Source organism: Amycolatopsis thermophila, from assembly GCF_030814215.1.
Lineage (GTDB): Bacteria > Actinomycetota > Actinomycetes > Mycobacteriales > Pseudonocardiaceae > Amycolatopsis_E > Amycolatopsis_E thermophila.
The window spans coordinates 4,337,734-4,361,181 of the sequence record NZ_JAUSUT010000001.1 but is presented as its reverse complement, the minus strand read 5'-3'; the positions used below and the strand labels follow the sequence as shown (position 1 = coordinate 4,361,181).

21 protein-coding genes and 1 pseudogene are annotated in these 23,448 nt (G+C 73.1%); 12 read left to right on the top strand and 10 right to left on the bottom strand.

Annotated elements, in window-relative coordinates; genetic code table 11:
* Positions 1-10 precede the first annotated feature (10 nt).
* Positions 11-1,246, top strand: coding sequence for a glycosyltransferase 87 family protein (locus tag FB470_RS21330; protein WP_306994122.1), 1,236 nt, complete (start codon positions 11-13; stop codon positions 1,244-1,246).
* On the opposite strand, the gene FB470_RS21325 is transcribed toward FB470_RS21330, so the two are convergent.
* From FB470_RS21325 to FB470_RS21300, 6 genes are all read right to left on the bottom strand, one after another.
* The gene (locus FB470_RS21325; protein ID WP_370876521.1) at positions 1,206-2,534 is read right to left on the bottom strand and encodes a type I glutamate--ammonia ligase; all 1,329 of its coding nucleotides are present in this window, start codon (positions 2,532-2,534) and stop codon (positions 1,206-1,208) included. The two genes, FB470_RS21330 and FB470_RS21325, sit on opposite strands and share 41 nt — an antisense overlap.
* Entirely contained in the window at positions 2,528-4,240 is a 1,713-nt protein-coding gene (locus tag FB470_RS21320; protein ID WP_370876688.1) for an IucA/IucC family protein, read from the bottom strand. The genes FB470_RS21325 and FB470_RS21320 overlap by 7 nt, the downstream gene beginning before the upstream one ends.
* 53 nt (positions 4,241-4,293) lie before the next feature.
* Positions 4,294-5,574: a lysine N(6)-hydroxylase/L-ornithine N(5)-oxygenase family protein gene (locus FB470_RS21315; protein WP_306994118.1), complete on the bottom strand. Its 1,281-nt coding sequence runs from the start codon at positions 5,572-5,574 to the stop codon at positions 4,294-4,296.
* Positions 5,571-6,983: a pyridoxal phosphate-dependent decarboxylase family protein gene (locus tag FB470_RS21310; RefSeq protein WP_306999412.1), complete on the bottom strand. Its 1,413-nt coding sequence runs from the start codon at positions 6,981-6,983 to the stop codon at positions 5,571-5,573. Before FB470_RS21310 ends, FB470_RS21315 begins: the two co-directional genes overlap by 4 nt.
* 150 nt (positions 6,984-7,133) lie before the next feature.
* Positions 7,134-8,084 carry an LLM class F420-dependent oxidoreductase gene (locus tag FB470_RS21305; RefSeq protein WP_306994116.1) on the bottom strand — a complete coding sequence of 317 codons (951 nt, stop codon included), beginning with the start codon at positions 8,082-8,084 and terminating at the stop codon, positions 7,134-7,136.
* Positions 8,081-10,174 (bottom strand): S9 family peptidase, encoded by a 2,094-nt coding sequence (locus FB470_RS21300; protein WP_306994114.1) that lies wholly within the window; start codon positions 10,172-10,174, stop codon positions 8,081-8,083. Before FB470_RS21300 ends, FB470_RS21305 begins: the two co-directional genes overlap by 4 nt.
* 102 nt (positions 10,175-10,276) lie before the next feature.
* On the opposite strand from FB470_RS21300, the gene FB470_RS21295 reads away from it, so the two are divergent.
* The 7 genes from FB470_RS21295 (at position 10,277) to FB470_RS21265 (ending at position 15,304) form a co-directional block, all read left to right on the top strand.
* The gene (locus FB470_RS21295) at positions 10,277-10,624 is read left to right on the top strand and encodes a VOC family protein (RefSeq protein ID WP_306994112.1); all 348 of its coding nucleotides are present in this window, start codon (positions 10,277-10,279) and stop codon (positions 10,622-10,624) included.
* Between the two features lie 8 nt (positions 10,625-10,632).
* Positions 10,633-10,983, top strand: coding sequence for an ArsR/SmtB family transcription factor (locus FB470_RS21290; RefSeq protein WP_020419980.1), 351 nt, complete (start codon positions 10,633-10,635; stop codon positions 10,981-10,983).
* Complete coding sequence (locus FB470_RS21285; protein ID WP_306994109.1) at positions 10,980-11,462, top strand: SRPBCC domain-containing protein; 483 nt, start codon at positions 10,980-10,982, stop codon at positions 11,460-11,462. Before FB470_RS21290 ends, FB470_RS21285 begins: the two co-directional genes overlap by 4 nt.
* Positions 11,459-11,731 carry a YciI family protein gene (locus tag FB470_RS21280; RefSeq protein ID WP_306994108.1) on the top strand — a complete coding sequence of 91 codons (273 nt, stop codon included), beginning with the start codon at positions 11,459-11,461 and terminating at the stop codon, positions 11,729-11,731. The genes FB470_RS21285 and FB470_RS21280 overlap by 4 nt, the downstream gene beginning before the upstream one ends.
* 304 nt (positions 11,732-12,035) lie before the next feature.
* Positions 12,036-13,241: an ornithine--oxo-acid transaminase gene (gene rocD, locus FB470_RS21275; protein ID WP_306994106.1), complete on the top strand. Its 1,206-nt coding sequence runs from the start codon at positions 12,036-12,038 to the stop codon at positions 13,239-13,241.
* 50 nt (positions 13,242-13,291) lie between these two features.
* Entirely contained in the window at positions 13,292-14,665 is a 1,374-nt protein-coding gene (locus FB470_RS21270) for a DUF2252 domain-containing protein (RefSeq protein WP_306994104.1), read from the top strand.
* 3 nt (positions 14,666-14,668) lie between these two features.
* The gene (locus FB470_RS21265; protein ID WP_306994103.1) at positions 14,669-15,304 is read left to right on the top strand and encodes a phosphatase PAP2 family protein; all 636 of its coding nucleotides are present in this window, start codon (positions 14,669-14,671) and stop codon (positions 15,302-15,304) included.
* Here the strand turns inward: FB470_RS21265 and zapE are convergent.
* Positions 15,207-16,235, bottom strand: a complete 1,029-nt coding sequence (gene zapE, locus FB470_RS21260; RefSeq protein WP_306994101.1) for a cell division protein ZapE — start codon at positions 16,233-16,235, stop codon at positions 15,207-15,209. The genes FB470_RS21265 and zapE overlap by 98 nt on opposite strands.
* 55 nt (positions 16,236-16,290) lie before the next feature.
* On the opposite strand from zapE, the gene FB470_RS21255 reads away from it, so the two are divergent.
* Positions 16,291-17,046, top strand: a complete 756-nt coding sequence (locus FB470_RS21255) for a pyrimidine reductase family protein (protein ID WP_306994099.1) — start codon at positions 16,291-16,293, stop codon at positions 17,044-17,046.
* Between the two features lie 13 nt (positions 17,047-17,059).
* On the opposite strand, the pseudogene FB470_RS21250 reads toward FB470_RS21255, so the two are convergent.
* Positions 17,060-17,245 (bottom strand): annotated as a pseudogene (locus FB470_RS21250) (integrase core domain-containing protein); the annotation flags it as partial.
* A 119-nt stretch (positions 17,246-17,364) separates the two neighbouring features.
* Here FB470_RS21250 and FB470_RS21245 point away from each other — a divergent pair.
* The 3 genes from FB470_RS21245 (at position 17,365) to FB470_RS21235 (ending at position 21,359) form a co-directional block, all read left to right on the top strand.
* Complete coding sequence (locus FB470_RS21245; RefSeq protein WP_306994097.1) at positions 17,365-18,438, top strand: ATP-dependent DNA ligase; 1,074 nt, start codon at positions 17,365-17,367, stop codon at positions 18,436-18,438.
* A gap of 68 nt (positions 18,439-18,506) precedes the next feature.
* Positions 18,507-20,024, top strand: coding sequence for an alpha/beta hydrolase (locus FB470_RS21240; protein WP_306994096.1), 1,518 nt, complete (start codon positions 18,507-18,509; stop codon positions 20,022-20,024).
* A 69-nt stretch (positions 20,025-20,093) separates the two neighbouring features.
* Complete coding sequence (locus FB470_RS21235; RefSeq protein WP_306994094.1) at positions 20,094-21,359, top strand: glycosyltransferase 87 family protein; 1,266 nt, start codon at positions 20,094-20,096, stop codon at positions 21,357-21,359.
* Here the strand turns inward: FB470_RS21235 and FB470_RS21230 are convergent.
* Both FB470_RS21230 and ligD read right to left on the bottom strand, forming a co-directional pair.
* Positions 21,317-22,309 carry an LLM class flavin-dependent oxidoreductase gene (locus tag FB470_RS21230; protein WP_306994092.1) on the bottom strand — a complete coding sequence of 331 codons (993 nt, stop codon included), beginning with the start codon at positions 22,307-22,309 and terminating at the stop codon, positions 21,317-21,319. The two genes, FB470_RS21235 and FB470_RS21230, sit on opposite strands and share 43 nt — an antisense overlap.
* 84 nt (positions 22,310-22,393) lie before the next feature.
* Positions 22,394-23,407, bottom strand: a complete 1,014-nt coding sequence (ligD, locus tag FB470_RS21225) for a non-homologous end-joining DNA ligase (protein ID WP_306994090.1) — start codon at positions 23,405-23,407, stop codon at positions 22,394-22,396.
* Positions 23,408-23,448: the final 41 nt, after the last annotated feature.

Genomic DNA, 23,448 nt, shown 5'->3' with positions numbered 1-23,448 from the left:
GTAGGTCGCGATGCGCAAATACCTGTGGCTGGTGCCGGTGCCGTGTGCGGTGTGGCTGTTCTTCGCCGTGCAGGGGATGATGCACTACCTGCCCACCCGCCCCCAGATCGACCTGGAGGTGTACCGCTACGGCGTGCAGGCGTGGTGGGACGGCAAGGACATGTACGGCACCCTGCCGCCGGTCGGGAACGGTGCGCAACTGCCGTTCGTGTACCCGCCGTTCGCCGCGGTGCTGCTGTCGCCGCTGGCGATGCTGCCGTGGGACGCCTCCGTGGTGACCCTGTACATCCTGAACGGGCTGGCCCTGGGCGTCACGCTGTACCTGGTCGCGCGCGCCGTGCGCCCGTCGCTCGGGCGGGCGGGGGGTGTCGCGGTCGCCTCCATCGGGCTGCCGGCGAGCGTCTTCCTGGAACCGGTGAGCCAGACGTTCGGCTTCGGGCAGGTCAGCATCATCATGATGGCCCTGGTGAGCATCGACTGCCTGGCCGGCCGCACCGTCTGGCCGCGCGGGTTCGGCATCGGGCTGGCCGCGGCGATCAAACTGACCCCGGCCGCGTTCATCCTGTACTTCCTGATCCGCCGCGACTTCCGCGCGGCGATCACCTCGGGCATCACGTTCGCGGTGGCGTCGGTCATCGGGTTCATCGCCGACTTCGACGGGTCGATCACCTACTGGTTCAAGGGCGGCCTGAGCGGCGGCGGCGTCAGCGGCACGGCGTTCGCGACGAACCAGGCCATCGAGGCGGTCATCGTGCGGACCGGGCTGACCGGCGCGGCCGAGAAGGCCGTCTGGATCGTCCTGGTGCTCGGGCTGCTGGCGCTGGTCGGGAACGCGATGCGCCGCGCCGAGCCGGCGCTCGCGCTGATGGCCAACGCCGGGCTCGCGCTGCTGGTCTCCCCCACCTCGTGGTCGCACTACTACGTGTGGGTGGTCCCGGCACTGCTGGTGATGCTGGGCATCGCGGTCCGCCGCGCGGAGGAGCGCTCCTGGCTGGCCGCGGCGTGGCTCGCGTGGGGCGTGCTGACCGCGGTGTTCTTCGTCCTCGCGCCGTTCCACAGCCTGCCGAAGACGGACTTCCCGGTCGTGCACCGCGACTGGACGTTCCTCGAACAGCTCTCCGCCGCCACCTACGTCCTGGTCGGCGTCGCGCTGTTGCTGGCCTTCGCGATCCCCCGCCAGAAGACGCGCCCGCCGTCGATTCCGGTCATGCCCGCAAGGCGCCCCGCCGGCGCTGCCAGTCCGTGACCGTCTCGCACCCGGCGTCCAGTTCCGCCCGCAGCAGCGCTTCCTGCTGAGCCGCGACCTCGTCGCCGAGCAGCTTCGCGACGCGGTCCAGCCCGGCCAGCGCCTCCCACGGCGCCCCCGGCAACGACCCCAGCACCACGCCCGGCGGTGGCAGGGGCAGCCCCTCCTCGATCCCGGCCCGGCCCGCGGCCAGCAGCGCGGCGAGCACCAGGTGCGGCTGCGCGTCGGCGCCGGCGAACCGGAACTCCAGCCGCAGCGAGCCGTCCCGGCCCGCGACGCGCACCGACGACGTGCGGTCGTCGACGCCCCACCGCAGCTCGCGCGGGGAGAACGGCGCGGTGCGCAGCCGGACGTAGCTGTTCCAGGTCGGCGCCCAGACCGGCGTCAGCGCCGCCGCGTCGCGCAGCACCCCGGCCAGGAACGACGCCATCACCGGTGACAGCTCGGTCCCCTCGCCGGACACGGGAGCGCCGGCCGTCGTCGCCAGCGACAGGTGCACGTGGCACGAGTTGCCCTGGCCGGCTTCGGGAGCGGCCAGGTAGCTCGCCCGGACGCCGTGCTCGGCAGCCACCGACCGCACGACGAGCTGCTGCAGCAGGGCGTCGTCGCACGCGGCGAGCGCGTCCCGGTGCCGCAGCACGATCTCGTACTGGCCGGGGTGGCATTCGGCGCGCGCCGATTCCACCCCCAGTCCGGACGCGTCGAGCGCCGCCCGCAGGTCACGCAGCAGCGGCCGCATGCGCTCGGTCCCGCCGACGGCGTAGTCGACGCCGTGCCCGGTCAGCGGACCGCCGGAGTCGCTGAACACGACCTCGTGCTCGAGACCGGCCGAGGGTACGAACCCCGTCGCCTCCAGCGCGGCCAGCTGCTCGGTCAGGGCTTGCCGCGGCGCGGCTCGCGCCGGTTCGCCGCCGGGCCATTCGACGTCGCACACGATGCCGGTCAGCCCGTCCGGCAACGCGGTCACCGTCGCCAGGTCCGGCCGCATCCGCAGGTCGCCGTAGCCGTCGACGTACCGCGCGAGCGGGCTGTCCGCGGCCACCGGCAGCGCCTCCCGCGGCGGGTCCCACGCGAACACGTAGGTGCACACCCCGTACCCGGACGCGAGGACCTCCTCGGCGAGGAACCGCCCGGACAGCTCGACCGCGGCGAACCGGGCGTGCGGGTCGGGCACCAGCAGCACCACCCGGGACAGGTCACCGCGGGCGAGCGCGGCGCGCATGCCCCGGGCGGCCGCCGCGCGTTCGGCGAGCGTGCGCGGCCCGACCGGGCGGGGCGATCTCACCACGCCCCCGCCGGGTCCGGCGCGTGCAGGGGGTTCGGCACGCGACCCCACCGCACGTCGAACTCGTCGTCCCGGTCGACCTTGTCGAACCCCTGCCCGGCCAGGTGTTCCCGGTTCAGCGTGACGCGCTCGACGTCGGGCGCGAACAGCAGGCAGGCGTCGAACCGCTCCGCCACGTCCGGGTTCTCCGCGCGGTAGCGGCCGACGACCTCGCGCACCAGCCCCCAGAACCGGGCGCGCGGGACGGCGAGGTCATCGAGCAGGATCTCCGCCCAGAACCGCAGCTGCCCGGAGAACACCGAGCTGAACAGCGACTGCGCGAGCAGGTGCGCGGGCCACCGCAGCATCTCCTCGGCGGCCTCGGGCGCGAGCAGCCGGTAGCAGTCCAGGTCCTCGTCGAGCAGGTCGACACCCTGCGCGAAGTCCTTGATCGCGACCCGCAGCGGCCGCCCGCCTTCGTCGATGATCAGGATCAGGTTCTGGCCGTGCGGGCAGAACCCGACGCCGTAGCGCAGCAGCCATTGCAGCAGCGGTGTGAGCAGCAGGTCGAACACCGTGCCGCACCAACGTTCGGTGTCCCAGCCGGACTTCTCGATCAGGCTCGTGATGACCGCGGCGCCGGAGAGATCGCGGTAGGGCAGGGCGGCGAAGGAGATCGCCTGCTCACCCTCGTCCAGCCGCGACAGCAGCGGTTCGCGCCACAGTGCGCCGAGCGTTTCGTGGAACCGGTAGGGCAGCTCTTCGATCGTGCCGAAGACCGGGTGCTCGACCGACACGCTCGCGACCTCGCCCAGCAGCTCGAACCGGTACTTCTCGGTGAGCAGCGGATCGTCCGCCCCGACCTGCTTGAGCCAGCTGGTCACCGCGGGCCCGGCCAGCGTCGCCCCCGCCGCGAGACCGCGGTAGACGAGCGTGTTGCGCACCGACACCGCGGTCTTGACGTCCCGCCGGTCCGGCCGGGACACGTTCGCCAGGGTCCGGACCGTCTGGTGTGGACGGTAGGCGTCCCGGGACTCGCCGAGGTCGACGACGGCACCGGTCGCGAGCTCACCGGCGTAGAGGGTGCCGAGGATTTCGTCGGCCTGCCACGGGTGCACCGGCAACCAGACGTACTCGCCGGGATCGGCGAGCCGGGCGAACTCGGCGCGCTGGTCGTCGTCCAGCTCCTCCGCCAGCAATCGCGAGGCCGACAGATCGTCCACGCACCGGAACCGCGCGTGGTCGCGGTGCACGGCGAACCACCGCAGCCGCACGTCCACCCCGGCCTCCGGCGCGTACCGGGCGCGGTCGCCGGCCGAGAACCCGACGCGGCCCTTGTTCAGCACCAGGCGCGGGTGCCCGGTCAGGTGCCCGTCGGCCAGGTTGTAGTCCATCCTGGACAGTTCCGCCGCGCTCGGCGCCCGGCGCAGCCGCGCGGCCTCGTTGGTCACCGTCGCGGTCAGCTCGGCCAGCACGTCGGCCAGCCGCAGTCCGGACAGGCCCAGTTCCCGGCGCGCGTCCACGACCAGGGTCCGCGGGTCGGTGGCCGGTTCGCCGTCGCGCGTCGCCGAGCCCGGCTGCACGGTCCAGGATTCGAAGGCGCCGCGCCGGGCCCGGAACTGGTAGGTCGCCTCCGGGAGTTTCAGCGACCACAGCCGGTGCGCACCGGGCCGTTCGTCCTCGGCCGGCTCGGGGCGGAACAGCCCCTCGTAGGACAGTTCGCCGAGCATCTTGTGCACGACCAGCGTGCCCGCCGCGCGCCAGGCCTGCGCAGATTCCACCTTCACTCCTCCAACCCGAACCGCGTGAACGCCGTGCGCGACGGCAGCCGGTAGACGGTGCGGCCGCAGACCGCGTTGATGATCGACGCCGAGCGCCACGCGGCGAGCCCGAGGTCGGGGGCTCCCACGCCGTGGGTGTGCCGTTCGGCGTTCTGCACGAAGATCGCGCCGCCGATCTCCCGGGCGAGCCGCAGCCGGTAGTCGTGCTCGACGACCGGACGCCCGCTGCCGTCCCGCTCGATCCGGTCCGCCAGCGGGCCGAGGATCCCGTCGAGGGGGCGTTCGGTGTAGCCGGTGGCCGCGACGACCGCGTCGGTCACCCAGGTCGCGGTGCTGCCCTGGTGCCGGTGGCGCAGGCCGAGCGCGATGCGGTCGCCGTCGCGGGCGGCGGACACCACCTCCACGCCGGGGGTGAGCGTGACGCCGGGCCAGCCGCCGCCGACCGAGCGGCGGTACAGCTCGTCGTGGATCTCGGCGATGGTCCCGGCGTCGATTCCCTTGTACAGCTGCCACTGCGCGGGCAGCAGCCGGTCGCGCTCGGGTTCGGGCAGCGCGTGGAAGAAGCGCGTGTAGTCCGGCGTGAACTGCTCCAGCCCCAGCTTGGAGTACTCCATCGGCGCGAACGCCACCGTGCGCGTCACCCACCGCAGACCGTCCGGCTGCTTGCGGTGGCGCAGCAGGTCCAGGAACACCTCGGCACCGGACTGGCCCGAGCCGACGACCGTGACCGCGGGCAGCGTGAGCAGCCGTTCCCGCTGCGACAGGTACTCGGCGGAGTGGATCACCGGTGCCGCCGGGTCGCCGGCCAGCTCGCGCAGCGGTTCCGGTACCCGCGGCGCGGTGCCGATGCCCAGCACCACGTTGCGCGCGCTGATCTCACCGTCGGCCGAGTCCAGCCGGAACAGCCCGTCGCGGAACGAGATCGCGGTGATCTCGGTGCCGAACCGGCAGGACGACAGCCGCCCGCTCGCCCAGCGGCAGTACTCGTCGTACTCGGCGCGCGGGATGTGGAAGCGTTCGGCGAAGTAGAACGGGAACAGCCGGTCGTGCTCCCGCAGGTAGTTCACAAAGGACAGCCGGCTGGTCGGGTCGGCCAGCGACACCAGGTCGGCGAGGAAGGGCACCTGCAGGGACACGCCGTCGAGCAGCAGACCCGGGTGCCAGCGGAACTCGGGGCTGCGCTCGTACATGGACACGGTCAGGTCCTCGACCGGCTCGGCGAGCGCGGCCAGGGACAGGTTGAACGGGCCGATGCCGACCCCGGCCAGGTCGAGCGGAGTCACCGGACGGCCGCGCTTTCCGGCAGCCGCACGGCGTCCGCGGTCGCGACCACCGACTCCAGCAGCGGGCGGTAGTCCTCGGCCTTCGCGTGCGGGTGCAGCAGCGTCAGCTTGAGCCACACGCCGTCGGACATGGTGGCCCGCCCGACGATCGCGGTGCCGGCCTCCAGCAGCGTCCGGCGCACGCGGGCGACCAGCTCGTCGTCGGCGTCCACCGGCTTGAACAACACGGTGGACAGCGTCGGCGCCCCCCACAACCGCAACCCCGGGTGCCGATCGATCATCCCGGCGACTTCCGCGGCGGTGTCGCAGCAGTGCTCGACCAGCGCACCCATGCCGTCCAGGCCCAGCGCCCGCAGGGTCACGGCCATGCGGAACGCGTCCGGACGGCGGGAGGTGCGGATCGACCGGCCGAGCAGGTCGGGCAGGCCGGCCTCGGTGTCGTCACCGGCGTTGAGGTACTCGGCGCGCACGGACAGCGCGGCCAGGTCGGCGGCCTCCCGGACCGCGAGCAGGCCCGCGGAGATCGGCTGCCAGCCGAACTTGTGCGCGTCGAGCGCGACCGAGTCGGCGTCGGCGATCCCGTCCAGCAGGGGCTTGAGTTTCGCGCTGCACAGCGCGAGACCGCCGTAGGAGGCGTCGACGTGCAGGCGGGCGCCGTGGCGGCGGCACACCTGCGCGAGGTCGCGCAACGGGTCGATCTCGCCGGTGTCGGTGGTGCCCGCCGTGGCGACCACGACGGCGGGCGAGCCGAGGCCGCGCACCGTCTCGTCGAGCGCGCTGGGCCGCATGCGCTCGCCGTCGCAGTCCACGAGGACCGGCGCGGGCAGGCCGAGCAGCCAGGCAGCGCGGGCCACGCTGTGGTGGGCGTTGCGCCCGCACACCGGGCGGACCGCCGGGTTCGGCTCGCGCGCGAGCAGCAGCCCGAGCAGGTTCGATTCGGTGCCGCCGGTGGTGACGACGGCGTCCGGCGCGGTGGCGCCGGGGTAGCACAGCCGCGCGACGAGGGTGACCAGTTCGCGTTCCAGCTCGCTGGCCACCGGTGCCTGGTCCCACGAGTCCATCGAGGGGTTGAGCGCGCTCGCCACCACGTCCGCGGCGACCGCGACCGCCAGCGGCGGGCAGTGCAGGTGCGCCGCGCACGCCGGATCGGCCGGGTCGACCGAGCCGGCGGCCAGCAGCCGGGACAGCTCCGTAAGCGCTTGCTCGGCTCCGACCCCGGTGGCAGCGGCCAGCGGGGCCGCCCCGGTCAGGGCCGCCACCCCGGCCGCGACGGCGGCCGGACCGCCCGCGGGCCCGGCGCCGCCGCGCTCCGCGGTCCCGTCCGCCAACCCGTTCAGGACCAACGGGATCAGCTCGGCCAGCCGCCGGTGACCGTCCCGGCCGCCGGCCAGCGCGGCGCTCCCCGGCATCGATTCGCCCACTCACCACTCCTTAGGTATGCCTACACTAAGCCACGATACGGATACCGTGCGCCGCAGGCACACCCCCGGCGGGCACGTTCCTCCCAAAGTGCCTGCCCGGGGAGCTCACGTCATGCCGCCATTGGGGTCATCCGCGGTTCACCGCGGGGCCAGCGCCTCGACCTGGCGGACCGGGTCCTCGCCGGTGGGCAGCAGCGCGATCACCGGCGTGGTCAGCCCGTTGTCCACATAGGACTCGATTTTCGCGCGGCACTCCTCCGGGCTGCCGTGCACGATCAGGTCGTCGACCACTTCGTCCGGAATCACCTCGTTGGCCCGTTTCCGGTCGCCGGCCGCCCACGCCTGGTGCATCGGCGCGAGCGCGTCGCCGCGACCGAGCCAGTCGTGGAACGCCGCGTAGACCGGCACCGTCAGGTAACTGCTGATCAGCATCCGGCCCAGGCCGCGCGCGGCGTCGCGGTCGGGGGTCGGGCAGACGAAGATCCGGGCCGCCAGCTCGGTGTCCGGGCCGATCTCGGCGCGCACCCGGCGCACATCGGCAGGCGAGAGCCAGTTGGTGATGGCGCCGTCGGCCTCCTTCGCGGCCAGCTTGAGCATGCCCGGGCGCAGGGCGGCGAGCATGATCGGCGGCGCCGGTTCCGGGGCCCGCTCCAGCCGGAACTTGCTCACCGAGAACGTCTCGTAGGTCTCGGTCACCTTCTCCCCGGCCAGGGCCGCGCGCAGGAACCGCAGCGTGTCGCGGGTCCGGGCGAACGGTTTGTCGAACTCCGCGGCGTTCCAGTTCTGCACGATGACCGGCGAGGACGCGCCGATGCCGAGCACGAACCGGCCGGGGGCGGCCTCGGCGAGGGTCGCCGCGGACATCGCCAGCAGGCCGGGGCCGCGGGTGTAGACCGGGACGATCGCGGTGCCCAGCCGCAGTTCCGGCGCCCACTGCGAGGCCAGCAGCAGCGGCGAGAACGCGTCCGTCCCGGCGGTTTCGGCGGACCAGGCGTCGGTGTAGCCGAGGGCGGGCAGCCGCTCGATCAGCTCACGGTGCGCGGTGAGCGGCACCCCGGTCAGCGGAATGGTGATACCCCAGCGCTTCATCGCGCAGCAGCCTCCAGCTCTCGTTTGATCCAGTCGACCTGGACCCTCATCAGGTTCTCCGCGACCTCTTCGGCCTGCGGGGTCATGTGGGTCGCGCCGACCAGTGGCAGGAACACGTGCGGGCGCCCGGCGGCCAGCAGAGCCGAGGACAGCCGCAGCGCGTGCGCGACGAACACGTTGTCGTCGGCCAGCCCGTGCACGATCAGCAGCGCCCGGCGCAACCCCGGCGCGTCCGCGATCAGCGAGTTGCGCTCGTAGGAGTCCGGCTCCTCGTCCGGCCGGCCCAGGTAGCGCTCGGTGTAGTGGGTGTCGTAGAGGGACCAGTCGGTGACCGGCGCGCCCGCCACCGCGGCGTGGAAGACGTCCGGGCGCCGCAGCACGGCCAGCGCGGACAGGTACCCGCCGTAGGACCAGCCGCGGATCGCCACCCGGGACAGGTCGAGCTCGGGATGGTCGGCCGCGACCGCGTGCAGCGCGTCCACCTGGTCGGTCAGCGTCACCTCGGCCAGCTCGCGGGCGACCTCCTTCTCCCACGCCGGCCCGCGGCCGGGGGTGCCGCGGCCGTCCGCGACCAGGACCGCGAATCCCTGGTCGGCCAGCCACTGCGAGGTGAGGAACGCGTTGCGGCTCTGCAGCACGCGCTGGGCGTGCGGGCCGCCGTACGGGTCGAGCAGGACGGGCAGCTTGCCGTCCTCCGGCCGGTAGCCGGTGGGCAGCAGCAGCGCGGCGCGCAGGCCGCGTTCGCCGACGGTGAGCCATTCCGGGTCGGGCTCCAGCCCCGGGTCGACCGGGTAGGAGCGGACCTCGGCGAGCGGCCGGTCGTCGCGCAGGACGCTCACCTCGGGCCCGCTGCGGCGCAGGCTCCACGACGACAGGACGGTGATCTCCGCGGTGCCCGCGCCGACGTGCACACCGTCCGCGCTGGACAGGCGGGTCACGCCGTCCGGACCGGTGCGGTAGACGTGGATCTGGGTCGGGTCGTCGGCGGAGGCGCTGAACAGCACGTCGGCGCCGACGTGCAGCACCGAACGGACCTGCAGGCCGGGCTCGGTGACCGGGTCGCCGTCGATCACGAGGCGGTGGCTGCCGTCGGCGGCGGTGACGTGCACGAGCCGCCCGTCGGACGTCCAGGCCGGCACGCCCGGGACGATCTCGACCCAGTGCGGGTCGGTCTCGGTGTGCAGCAGCTTGGTCGAGCCGTCGGTGGGATCGACCGCGTAGATCGCCAGTTCCCGCTGGTCACGCGGCTGCACGGCGAGCAGCGGCGGGCCGCCGGCCGACCAGTGCACCGCGACGAGGTACTCCCACTCGCCGCGGTCGACGTCCACCCGGGTGCCGTCGAGCCGGAAGAAGGACAGCGAGACGTCGACGTTGGTGGTGCCGGCCGCCGGGTAGGCGACCGTGCTCGCCCCGGCCCCGGGGTGGGCCGGGTCGGAGATCGTCCAGCGGGGCACGTCCGAGCGGTCGGTGCGCTCGACGAGGAGGGTCGTCCCGTCCGGCGACCACCAGTAGCCGCGGGCGCGGCCGAGCTCCTCGGCGGCGATGAACTCGGCCAGGCCCCAGGCTATGTCCTCGCCGTCCTCGCCGTCCTCACCGGCGATCACGGTGTCCTCGCCGTGGGCGAGGTCGAGGACACGCAGCTTGCGGTCGCGGACGTAGGCGACGTGCGTGCCGGTGGGATCGGGGCGCGGGTCGACGACGGCGGTGTCGACCCGTTCGCGCACTTCGCGCGTGGTGAGGTCGACGGTGTAGAGCTTGCCGGACAGGGAGAACGCGGCCACCCGGAACTCGTCGTCGACCGCGTAGCCGACCACGCCGCCCGCGCTCTCGCGCATGCGCTCGCGGCGGGCCCGTTCCTCCGGCGGCAGCTCCTCCTCACCGGGCAGCAGCTCCGCGGCGTCCACGATCTTCGTTTCGGTGCCCCGCGTGAGGTCCAGCTCCCACAGGCTGTTGCGCCGGTCGGTGCCGGACTCCGAACGCAGGAACAGCAGCCGCGACCCGTCCGGCGCGACCCGGAACTCGCGCGGGGTGCCGAGGGTGAAGCGCTGGGTGCGGGCCTGCTGGCGAAGGAAGGAGAGCTCATCGGTCACGCCTCGCACTCTGTCAAACGAGAGCCGGTCTTGGCGAGCGGCCGTTGACACGTTCCGTCAGTAAGGCCTAACGTTAGCCGTTACTGACAGAAGGGAGCCGTCATGGGACAGCAGGTCGCGTTCTTCGAAGTGATCAGCCCCGACGCCGAACGGGCGCGAAAGTTCTACGCCGAGCTGTTCGGCTGGCAGATCGGCGCCGACCCCGCGATGGGCGGATACGCGCTCGTCGACACGGGCGGGGGCATCGGCGGCGGAATCGGGCCGTCGACCGCGCCCGGCGACGCCGGCGTCAAGATCTACATGCGGGTCGACGACCTCGACGCGTACCTGGACCGGGCGGAGCGGCTGGGCGGGAAGCGGCTGGTGCCACCGACCGATCTGCCCGGCGACTTCGGCCGGTTCGCGATCTTCACCGACCCGGACGGCAACCAGGTCGGACTCTGGGCGTAGGAGTGGCGATGACGGACGACGAGCGGACGGACGAGGCGCTGCGGGCGCTCGCGGAGCCCCGGCGGCGCGCGATCCTCCGGCTGGTCGCCCACGACGAGCTGGCCGCCGGCGAGATCGCGGAGTCGTTCGACGTGAGCCGCACGGCGGTCAGCCAGCACCTCACCGTGCTGAAGAACGCGGGACTGCTCGACGAACGGCGCGACGGGACCCGGCGGCTGTACCGGGCCCGCCCGGACGGGCTCGCGGGACTGCGGCAGTTCCTCGACGACATGTGGGCCTCATCCCTCGACACGGCTCGACGGCTGGTCGAAGCTGAGCGGGGGATCGGCGAAGACGACACGGCGAGAGGATCGGCATGACCGAAATCCTGAGCCGGCCGCCGGTGCGGCAGGCGACCCTGGTGCGCAGCGACGCCGCGCACACCTTCGACACTTTCGTGCGCACGATCGGCGTGTGGTGGCCGGTCGAGCCGTTCTCGCGCGGCCGCGAACGCGTCCGTGACGTGACGTTCGAGCGCCGCGAAGGCGGCCGGGTCTACGAGACGTGGGACGACGGCACCGAGCACGACTGGGGCGAGGTGCTGGCGTGGGACCCACCCGAGCGGTTCACGATGAGCTGGCTGGTCACCCCCGCGCCGACGGAGGTCGAGCTGACCTTCCGCGCGCTGGGCCCCGCGCTGACCCGCGTCGCGGTCGAGCACCGCGGCTGGGAGGCCCTCAGCGACGAGCAGGTGCGGGCGGCGTGCGCGCTGGACGGCGGCTACGCCGGGGGCGCGTTCACCGAGGGCTGGTCCCGGATCCTCGCCCGGCTCGTGGCGGAAGCGGAGCGTGCGGCATGAAGTACCTGCTGTTCTACGAGCCCGCCGACAACGTCCTCGAGCGCGGGGCGCCGCACATGGCCGACCACTCGGCGCGGCTGCGCGAGTTCCACGCCCGCGGCGACCTGCTGCTCGTCGGCACACTCGAGAACCCCCAGGAGAACGGGGCGCTCAGCGTGTTCCGGACGCGGGAGGCCGCCGAGGAGTTCGCCGGCGGTGACCCGTTCGTCCGCAACGGGGTGGTGCGGCACTGGTACATCCGCGAGTGGGACGAGATCCTCACGCCGTGAGTTGTGGCCACGGCGGCTCTGGACGACCACAGCGTGGGACTCCGCGAACTGCGGCACAACAGCGCGCGTCCGGCACGGGGAGACCGTCGACACCACCGAATACGGCAAGCTCCTGGGTCAGCTCGAACCTGCTGCGGATCGAGCTGACCCGCGCGGTCGTGCGGCGGCGGCCGGCGCGGGTCTGCCCGTTCTCGCCGCGGGCGCAACGAACCTCCGGAATCACGGGTAACTGCGCAACGATCAGCCCGTCACCGCAACGATCAACGGCTGATTCCGGGCTCGAACTGCCCTTAGCCTGAAAGCCATGACGACCTCCGCGGCCGAGTTCATCGCGCTCGACGAGCGCTGGAGCACGCACAACTACCACCCGCTGCCCGTCGTGATCGCCGAGGCCGACGGCGCCTGGGTCACCGACGTCGAGGGCCGCCGGTACCTCGACTTCCTGTCCGCCTACTCGGCGCTGAACTTCGGGCACCGCCACCCCGCGCTGATCGCGGCGGCGCAGGAGCAGCTCGGGAAGGTCACGCTGACCTCGCGCGCGTTCCACCACGACCAGCTGGGCCCGTTCTGCCGGGAACTGGCCGAGCTGACCGGCACCGAGATGGTGCTGCCGATGAACTCCGGCGCCGAGGCGGTCGAGTCCGCGCTGAAGGTCGCCCGGAAGTGGGCCTACGAGGTCAAGGGCGTGCCGGAGGGGCGCGCCGGGATCGTGGTGGCCGGGTCGAACTTCCACGGTCGCACCACGACGATCATCTCGTTCTCCACCGACGAGTCCGCACGGGCCGGGTTCGGCCCCTACACGCCGGGATTCACGGTGGTGAAGTACGGCGACCCGGCGGCCCTGCGCGACGCGATCACCGACCACACCGCGGCGGTCCTGCTCGAACCCATCCAGGGCGAGGCCGGGGTGCTGGTGCCGCCGGAGGGCTACCTGGCGGAGGCGCGCCGGCTGTGCGACGACGCCGGGGTGCTGCTGATCGCCGACGAGATCCAGTCCGGCCTGGCCCGCACGGGGACGTTGCTGGCGCTGGAGCACACCGGGGTGCGCGCGGACCTGTACACGCTGGGCAAGGCGCTCGGCGGCGGGATCCTGCCGCTGTCGGCGGTGGTCGGCCGGCGGGACGTGCTGGGAGTCCTCAAGCCGGGCGAGCACGGCTCGACCTTCGGCGGCAACCCGCTGGCCTGCGCGGTCGGCCGGGCCGTGATCAGGCTGCTGTCCACCGGCGAGTTCCAGGCGCGGTCGGCACAACTGGGCGCCCGGATGCACGCGCGCCTCGGTGAACTGGTCGGGCACGGGCTGGCCGAGGTCCGCGGGCGCGGCCTGTGGGCGGGCATCGACATCACCCCCGGTGGTCTCAGCGGCCGGGAAGCCTGCGCGGCCCTGGCCGGGAAGGGCCTGCTGGCGAAGGAAACCCACGGCGCCACGCTGCGCCTGGCGCCGCCCCTGACCATCTCGGAAGCCGACCTGGACCACGGGCTGGACGTCCTGGAGGAGGTCCTGCGCCGCTGAAACCACCGGCCTCTCCCGTACGTTGGGCAGGCGAGGAGAGGGAGCAGGGGATGGAACGGGCACTGGTGCCGGGCGAGCTGAGCGACCCGGAGGAACTGCACGCACGGGGCCGCGAGCTGGGCGAACGCACTCCGCCCTCCGCGCACGACCACGACGCGAGGGGCCCGCACCGGCCGTCGATCGCCGACTTCCTCGACGCGAGCAACTCCGGCCGCCTCGACGATCTGATCCCGCTGCGGATCGGCCGCATGATCACCTCGCCCTTCGCGTTCTTCCGCGGGGCGGCCGGGTTGATGGCGGCCGACCTCGCCGGCACCCCGCACAGTGGACTGTCCGCCCAGATCTGCGGCGACGCGCACGCCGCGAACTTCGGCCTGTACGGCACGCCGGACGGGCAGATCGTCATGGACGTCAACGACTTCGACGAGACCGTCCGCGGGCCGTGGGAGTGGGACCTCAAGCGCCTCGCCGCGAGCCTGGTGCTCGCCGGACGCGAGGGCGGCGTGTCCGAAAAGGACTGCCAGGACGCGGCCGAAGACGCGGTGAAGTCCTACCGGCGCGTGGTCCGCCGGCTCGGCGAGGCGTCGTTCCTGCGGTCGTGGAACGCGCTCGCCGACGAGGACGCCCTCTCCACGGTGAAGGCCGGCGACCTGTCCGACGAGTTCCGTGAGGCCGCGGAGAAGGCCCGCCGCAACACCAGCGCCCGCGTCGCCGCGAAGTGGACCGAGCGCATCGACGACCACACCACCGGCCTGAGCCGCCACCGGTTCGTCGAGGACCCACCGGTCCTGCGCCACGTCGACGAAGACACCGCCGAGGCCGTCGCGGACGGGCTGGTGTCCTATGTGCACACCCTGCGCGAGTCGCGGCGCAACCTCATCGCGCGCTACCGCATCGCCGATGTCGCCTTCCGCGTCGTCGGCACCGGCAGCGTCGGGCTGCGCAGCTACCTCGTGCTGCTGCACGGCAACACCGACGAGGACCTGGTGCTGCAGGTGAAGGAGGCCCGCCCGTCCGCGCTCGCGCCGTTCGTCCCGGAGCACCGCAGCGAACACGAGGGCCGGCGTATCGTCCACGGTGCCCGGCTGGTGCAGGCCGAAACCGACATCCTGCTCGGCTGGACGACCGTCGGGGACAGGCCGTTCATCGTGCGCCAGTTCCGCAACATGAAGGGTTCGATCGAACCGACCGGGCTGGGCGGCCGGGACCTCGACGACTACGGCCGCCTCGCCGGCGCGCTGCTCGCCCGTGCGCACATCCGCTCGGTCCACCCGCGATTGCTGGCGGGATACTTCGACGGTGACGACCAGCTCGACGAGGCCATCGGCCGCTTCGCGGTGCGCTACGCCGACCAGACCGAGTCCGACCACGCCGAGCTGGTCGCCGCGGTCGAGAACGGCCGCTTCCCGGCGATCACGGAGTAGCGCGTGAGGTGGGCGGCCGCGGCGGTCTGCCTGGCCGCCGCGATCGCGGTGGGGGTCCCGTTCGCCGGGGACACCACCGCGAGCGGGCCCGACGCCACGATCACCGCGTGGATCGACGGCACCTTCGGCGGGCAGCCCGCGCTGCTGCGGCTCTTCGTGCTGCCCACCGAGCCGGTCGTGCTGCTGCCGCTGCTGGCGATCGTCGTGCTCGCCTGCGCGATCGGGCGCCGCTGGGACGGCGTGGCGCTCGCGGTGCTGGGTGTCGCGGTGCCGGTCGCGCTCAACGCGTGGGTGCTCAAACCGCTGTTCGACCGGGTGAAGACCGGCTACCTCGCCTACCCCAGCGGGCACACCGTCAGCATGGTCGCCACGCTGACCGTGCTCGTGCTCCTCGCCCGCCCGCGGACGGCCACCGCGATCACCGCGACGCTCAGCGCGGTGATCGTCGTCGTCGCCGGCATCGGTCTCGTGGGGCTGGGGTACCACTACCCCACCGACGTGCTGGGCGGCGCGTGCTTCGCCGTTGCCGTGGTGCTCGCGCTCAGCTCACCGACACGGCGTCTCGCGCCAGCGCGGTCAGCCGGCTCACCGCCCGCAGGTACTTCTTCCGGTAGCCCCCCTGCAGCATCTCCTCGGTGAACAGCGCCGACAGCGGTTCGCCGGACACGACCACCGGGATGGCCCGGTCGTAGAGCCGGTCGGCGAAGGCGACCAGCCGCAGCGCGACGTTCTGGTCCGGCGCCGGCCGCACGTCCCGCAGGTGCACCACCGAAACCCCGTCGACCAGCCGTCCGTAGCGGGACGGGTGCAGCTTCGCCAGGTGCTCGCACAGCGCGTCGAAGTCGTCCAGGGTCGCGCCCTCGCGGCTCTCCGCCGACTTCAGCAGCATCTCCTCGTCCACCGGTGGCGGCGCGTCGGGCAGGCCGCGGTGCCGGTAGTCCGGCCCGTCCACCCGCACCACGGCGAACCGCGACGACAGCGACTGGATCTCGCGCAGGAAGTCCTCGGCGGCGAACCGGCCCTCGCCGAGCTTGTCCGGCAGCGTGTTCGAGGTGGCCGCGACGTACACACCGGCGTCGGTCAGCTCCCGCAGCAGCCGGGTGACCAGCATCGTGTCGCCCGGGTCGTCCAGTTCGAACTCGTCGATCGCGAGCAGCCGGTGCTCGGACAGCCGCCGCACCGCCTCGCCGAACCCGAGCGCGCCGACCAGGTGGGTCAGCTCGACGAACGTGCCGTACGCCTTGGGCGAGGGCGCGTCGTGCCAGGTCGAGGCGAGCAGGTGGGTCTTGCCGACACCGAACCCGCCGTCGAGGTAGAGACCCGGCTTGCCGGGCTCGGGCGCCGACCCGCCGCCGAACAGCGCCCGCAGCTTCGACTTCCTGGGCGACGCCTGCCCGATGCGCGCGGCGAACGCCGAGCACGACTCGACGGCCTGGGCCTGGCTCGGCTCGTCGGGGTTCGGCACGTACGTGGCGAACCGCACGGCGTCGAAGCGCGGCGGTGGCACCAGAGCGGCGATGAGCTCGTCCGCTCCCAGCTCGGGCTGCCGGTCGGTGAGGTGCGCGGGCATCCACCCAGGCTATCGGGAGCACTGCGGCGAGCCCGCGCCGTCACGGTCTGATGTGATGGAGATCGTGCGCAGTGTGTGGCCCGACCCCCTCGACGACGTGACCGACGACGACCTGGACCGGATCTACGGCTACCCGGACGACCTCGACCGGCCGTGGGTCCAGGCCAACTTCACCTCCTCCGCCGACGGCGCCTCCACGCTGGAGGGCAGGTCGGAGGGGCTGTCCGGCCCGGCCGACAAACGGATCTTCTTCCACGGCCGGCTGCTCGCCGACGTCGTGCTGGCGGGTGCCGGCACCGTCCGCGCCGAGAACTACCGCGGCGCGCGCACCACCCCGGAACGGCGCGAGCGCCGGGCGCGGCTCGGACTCGCCGAGGTGCCGCCGATCGCCGTCGTCACGGGCAGTGCCCGCCTCGACCCGTCGGCGCCGCTGTTCACCGACACGAAGGTGCCGCCGATCGTGATCACCACCGAGCACGCCCCCGCCGAGCGGCGCGCGGCGCTCGCGGAGGCGGGTGCGGACATCCTGCTGGCCGGTGAGGAGACCATCGACCTGCGCCGCGCCCTGGACGGGCTGGCCGAGCGCGGCCTGCTGCGGGTCAACTGCGAGGGCGGGCCGCACCTGTTCGGCGAGCTGGTCGCCGAGGACCTGGTGGACCAGCTGTGCGTGACGGTCGCGCCGCTGCTCGCCGGTGGTGGGGCGGACCGCATCGCGATCGGCCGGATGGCCAGCGAGGCGCGGGAGATGGATCTGGCATCGATCCTGGTGGAAGACGGATTCACGATGCTGCGGTACCGCCGCCGCGGCTAGGTGTACTTGGCCATCAGGTTGGTGGCAGCCGGCTGATGGGTGGGTGGCCGTCGAGTGCGTTGTGGCGGCGTTGAGTGTGGTAGTGCTGGAGCCAGGGTGCCAGGGCGGCGGCTCGTTCGATGTTGCTGGTGAACACCTGCCGATAGGCCCACTCGGTCTGCAGGGTGCGGTTATAGCGCTCGACTTCGCCGTTTTGCCAGCGGTCGTCCTGCATGCCGTGATCACCTGGACCAAGGCATCGTCAGACACACCCTCGGGGCCTCCCCCTCGCCCACCACCTCAATGGACACGCTCCGCGTGGCTGTCCAGACTGGGGTCATGCTGCCGCTGACCCCGCCGATCCAGCCGATGCTGGCGAAACCGGCGAAGTCGATCCCGGACTCCGACCAGCTGCTGTTCGAGCCGAAGTGGGACGGCTTCCGCTGCCTCGTCTTCCGCGACGGCGACGAGCTGACGCTCCAGTCGCGCGCCGGCAAGCCGCTCGACCGGTACTTCCCCGAGGTGCTCGCGCGGCTGCCGGAAGTGCTGCCGGACCGGGTGGTGCTGGACGGTGAGCTGGTCGTCGGCCGCGAGGGGCACCTCGACTTCGACGCGCTGACCGAGCGGATCCACCCCGCCGAGTCCCGCGTGCGGCTGCTCGCGGAGCAGACCCCGGCCACGTTCGTCGCGTTCGACCTGCTCGCCCAGGGCGGCGACGCGTATCTGGGCGAACCGACCAGCACGCGGCGGGAGCGGCTGGCGGAGCTGGCCGGGCAGGACCTCAACATCACGCCGGCGACCACCGACCCGGAGACCGCGCGGCACTGGTTCGAGCTGTTCGAAGGCGCCGGGCTGGACGGGGTCATCGGCAAGCCGCTGAACGCCGGCTACGAGCCGGGCAAGCGCATCATGATCAAGTACAAGCACTCGCGCACCGCGGACTGCGTGGTGGCCGGGCTGCGCTGGCACAAGGACTCCACGCCCGGCGAGGCCGTCGGGTCCCTGCTGCTGGGCCTGTACGACGAGAACGGCGTGCTGCACCACCCGGGCGTCGTCGGGTCGTTCCCGGTGACGCGGCGCAAGGAACTGGCGAGCGAATTCGCCGGCCTGATCACCGACGGTGCCGGGCACCCGTGGCTGGAGGGCACGGTCGAGGGGCAGCGCCTGCCCGGCGGCATCACCCGGTGGCGCTCGACCGAGCAGCCGTGGGTGCCGCTGCGGCCGGAGCGGGTGGTCGAAGTCGCCTACGAACACACCGAGGGCGGGCACCCGTCGAGGTTCCGGCACACCGCGCAGTTCGTCCGGTGGCGCCCCGACCGCGAGGCCGGGTCCTGCACCTACGCGCAACTGGAGGAGGTCGCCCGCTACGACCTCGCGGCGGTCTTCCACGGCGAGGTCAAGCGCACCCGCTGACGCCCGGCACACCGGGCTCGTGCGAACCTCTGGGCAGGACCAGCACCAGAGGGGAAAGAAGGAACGTCGTGCCGCGCCGTGGTCTCGTGCTCGCCGTGCTGCTGCCGGCCCTCCTCGCGGGCTGCACGGCTGGCCCGTCGAAACGGCCGCCGGTCGTGGAGAACGACGAGCCGGTGTCCTCCGCGCCCGCCAGTTCCGCCACCGCGGTCCCGCTGCCGCCGCTGACCGAACCCCGCTCGCCCTCGGTGGATTGGACCGACTGCGACCAGCAGACCCGCGCCCGCCTCGGCGCCGATGCGCCCACCTACCTGCGGTTCAGCTGCGGCACGGTGCTGTCCACCCTCGACGACCCCGCCCTGCCCGGACGCGTCCAGACCCACGTCGCCCTGCTCAAGGCGGGCAACGGCGCGATCCCGCTGGTCGTGGTCAACGACGTCGGCGGCGAACCCGGCACCCTCTACGCCGCTCGCCTCGCCGCGACCCTGCCGCCCGCACTGCTGCAGCGGTACTCGCTGATCGGCGTCGACCGGCGCGGCACCGGCGAGTCCGACCCGCTCTCGTGCGTCCCGGAGGACACGCGCAGCCAGCTGCTCGGCCAGGACCCGGCCGACGACGACCTCGAACCGCTGCTCGACGCCGCCCGCAAGGCCGGTCAGCAGTGCGCGATCGACCTCGGCGGCGCGCAGCAGTCGTTCGACAGCTGGCGCACCGCGGGCGACCTCGACGAGATCCGCGGCGAGCTGGGCGTGCCGAAGCTGCACGCGCTCGCCCACGGCGAGGGTTCCCAGGTGCTGATCTCCTACGCGGCCCGGTTCCCCGACCGGGTGGGGCGGTTCGTGATGGACGGTGTGCCCGACCCGTCCGGCGACACGGTCACGGTCCTCGGCGACCTCGCCGCCGCGCAGCAGGCCACCCTCGACGCCTACGGCACCACCGTCGGCCAGGACGCGGCCGCGACGGTGAACGCGGTGGTGGACCGTCTGCGCCGGTCGCCGCAGGTTCTGCCGGGCGGCTCGGTGTTCGGCGCGGGCACCGCGCTGCGGGCGGTCGTGACCGGGCTGGCCGACCGGACCCGCTGGCGCGAGCTGGCCCAGGCGCTGGAGGCCGGGCGGGCGGGCGACGTCCGCGCGCTCGCCGCGTTCGTGGCGCCGATGCTCAACGGGTCCGACGTCGCCCCCTCGCGGCTCGACGGGCAGCTCGCCACCGAGTGCAACGACACCGTGGTGCGGATGCCCGCCGACCAGGTCGCGGGGCTGACCAGCCGGCTTCGCGCGCGGTACCCGGTGTTCGGCGGCCTGGTGACGCAGCAGCTCGCGTGGTGCCTGCCGTGGCCGGCGCGCACCGAATCGTTGCCGACGCTGAGCACGTCCGGGCTGCCACCGATCCTGGTCACCAGCACCCTGGCCGACCCGGTCACGCCCGAGGCGGGCACCGTCCGCGCGGTGCAGCAGATGCCGAGCGCGGTGCGGGTCGCCTGGCAGGGCGCGGGGCACGGGGCGCTCTCGTCGCCGTGCGCGGCCGAGGCGGTGCGTGCGTTCCTGGTCGACGGCAAGGTGCCCACCGACGGCACGCTCTGCCCCGCGTAGGTGACCCACCACGGCCCCCGTTTAGGCTTGTCCTCCATCCGCCGGATCTTTCGAGTACTGGGAGTCACTGTGCCGTCTTCCGCGGTCGAGACGACGGCTGCGCGGCCGGCGCCCCGCGAGGGCGTTCGACGACCTCTTCCCTGGGCCGCGTTCTGGCCCGTCCTGGTGCTGGGCGCGGTCGCCGGCTTCGTCTACGTGCGGCAGGTTCTGGCGCAGCTGCCGGTGCTGATGCACCTGCTCGATCTCGGCGTCTACCAGATCGCGGGCGAGCGCGTCCTGGACGGCGTGTCGGTCTACGACACCCCGCTGCTGGGCAACGTCCGCGGCGAGTGGGAATTCGTCTACACGCCGTTCGCGGCCCTGCTGTTCGCGCCACTGGCGCCACTGCACGGTGACGTCTTCACGTGGGTGGGCGCGCTCGGTGACTACGCCATGCTCGCCGTCGGCGTGTGGGCGGCGTTGTCGTTGCTGCGGTTCCGGCGCGACGTGCGGCTGGTGCTGTTCAGCCTGCCGGTCGCGGCGCTGCTCATGTGGTGCGAGCCGATCCGCGAGACGATGGCGTTCGGGCAGGTCAACATCCTGCTGATGACCCTGGTGCTGGTCGACGTGGCGCTGCCGGACTCGTCGAAGGTCAAGGGCGCGCTGATCGGCATCGCCGCCGGGATCAAGCTGACCCCGGCGTTCTTCGTGCTCTACCTGGTGGTGACGCGGCGGTACCGGGCGGCGATCGTGTCGGTCGTCGCGCTGGTGGCCACCGTGGCGATCGGGTTCGCGTTCCTGTGGCACGACTCGGTGACCTTCTGGTCCGGCGCGTTCGCCGACCCCACCCGTGTGGGCGTGCCGGAGAACCCGTCGAACGAGTCGCTGCGCGGGTTCTTCGCGCGGGCGACCGGCGTGACCGGCGGGATGCAGATCGTGTGGCTGCTGGCCGCCGCCGCGACGGCCGTGGTGTGCCTGCTGCTGGCCCGGCGCCTGGCCGCGCGGGGTGAGGAGCTGGTGGCGGTGACGCTGTGCGGGCTGGGGATGACCGCGGTGTCCCCGTACAGCTGGGTGCACCACTGGGTGTGGCTCGCGATGCTGCTGATCTGCCTGGCCAACCTCGCGTTCCGCGGTTCGGTGTGGGGCTGGATCGGGCTGGTCGGCGCCGGGCTCGTCACCTCCGGCGGGGTGCTCGAGCTGCTCGGGTTCCAGGCCGGCACGGTGCTGAACTTCAAGCCCGCGGGGCTGGAGTGGTTCTTCCTGAACGGCTACCTGTGGCTGACGTTCGCGGTGTTCGTGGCGGTGGCGCTGTACTACCGGGCGCCGGCGAAGACCGATTCGGCCAGCAGCCGGTAGGAGTCCAGCATCTCGCTTCGGTCGTAGGTGCTGGTGGTCACCAGGATCTCGTCGGCCCCGGTGCGGTCGGCCAGGCCGCGCACGGTCGCGGCCGCCTCGTCCGTGCTGCCGGCGATCTGACCTCGGCGCGCCTCGTCGAAGAACCGGCGCTCGCGGTCGGTCATGGGGGTTGCCAGGATCTCGCCGGCGGGGCGCAGCGGCGGGAAGACGCCGTGCGTGCGTGACCAGGCGGCCGACCAGGCCTCGGGCACGAGGAGACGTTCGGCGGCCTCGCGGGTCTCGGCCACGGCGACGGTGGCCGAGACGATCACGTACGGCATCGGGCAGCGCTGCGAGGGCACGAAGTCGTCCCGGTAGCGCGCGATGGCTTCGAGCATCCGCGCCTCGCCGCGGACCGCGCCGATGACCAGGGGCAGGCCGAGCTCGGCCGCGAGGTCCGCGCCCGCCCCGGTGGCGAGCAGGAACGCCGGGACCGGTCGCCCCTCGGCGGGGAAGGCGTGCACGCCGGGGTGTTCACGCTGGGTGCCGTCGAGGTAGCCGAGGAGGAGCCGCACCTGCTCGCCGAAGCGGTCGGCGTCGTCCTTGCCGTGGCCGAGCGCGCGCCGCACGCCGCCGGTGAAGCCGACCGAGCGGCCGAGCCCCATGTCGATCCGGCCCGGGTACAGGGCCTCGAGCACACCGAATTGTTCGGCGACGACGAGCGGCTGGTGGTTGGGCAGCATGACGCCCCCCGTGCCGACGCGGATGCGGCGGGTCGCCGACGCGACCGCGGCCGCCAGCACGGTGGGGGCGGACCCGGCCACGCCGGGGACGCTGTGGTGCTCCGACACCCAGAACCGGTGGTAGCCCAGAGCCTCCGCCTGGCGTGCGAACGCCACGGTCTCCCGCAGCGCGTCGGCGTGGGTGCCCCCGTCGCGGGTGCGGGACCGGTCGAGCACGGACAGCTTCACGCTAGAGGTCAACACCCCGCTCGGGGCAGGTGTTCCGCGATGCCAGACGCCGGGCCTGGACCTGCGGCCGGCGCCCGTGCACCGTCACTCCCGGGCGCGGCTGGGCTGCACCCGTTTCGGTTCACCGGGCATCTTCGGGTAATCGGGCGGGTAGGGCATCTCCCCCAGGCCGTGGTCCCGCTCGTCGCGGGCGTACCACTCCAGCGCCGTCTCCAGGCCGAACGCCTCGTCGTCCATCGCCGCGTGCGGGTCACCGTGGGCACCCAGCAGGGCGGGCACCGTCAGCACGTCGAAGTCGTCCGGGTGCACCTCCGGTAGCTGCTCCCACGTCAGCGGTGTCGACACGGTCGCCCGCGCGGTGCCCCGCACCGACCACGACGACGCGACCGTCCGGTCCCGCGCCGCCTGGTTGTAGTCCAGGAACACGCGGCCACCGCGCTCCTCCTTCCACCACGCGACCGTGGCGAGGTCGGGGATGCGCCGCGCCACCTCGCGGCCCAGCGCGATCACCGCGTGCCGCACGGCGACGAAGTCCCACTCCGGCCGGATCCGCACCAGCACGTGCACCCCGCGCCCACCCGACGTCTTCGGGTACCCGGTCAGCCCGGCCTCCGCCAGCACCTCCCGGACCACCAGCGCGACCCGCACCGCGTCACCGAACCCGTTCGAGTCGGAGGGATCCACGTCGATCCGCAACTCGTCCGGGTGGTCCACGTCGGTGCGCCGGACGGGCCAGGGGTGGAAGTCGAGCGTGCCGAGGTTGGCCGCCCACGCGAACACCGCGGGCTCGGTCGGGCAGACCTCGTCGGCGGTGCGCCCGGACGGGAACGTGATCCGGGCGGTCTGCACCCATTCGGGCGCTCCCTTCGGCACCCGCTTGGCGTAGAACGGTTCGCCGGAAACGCCATCGGGGAAGCGTTTGAGCGTCGTCGGCCGTTCGCCGACGGCCCGCAGCAGGGGTTCGGCGACCGCGAGGTAGTACTCGACGACCTGCCGCTTGGTGATCCCGCGCTCCGGGAAGTACACCTTGTCCGGATTGGACACCCGCACCGTCCGGCCGCCCACCTCGTACTCGACCGCCTCACCGCGTTTCGCCACCGCATCACCGTAGCGGCGCGGGCCCGGTTCCGCCCGTGCCT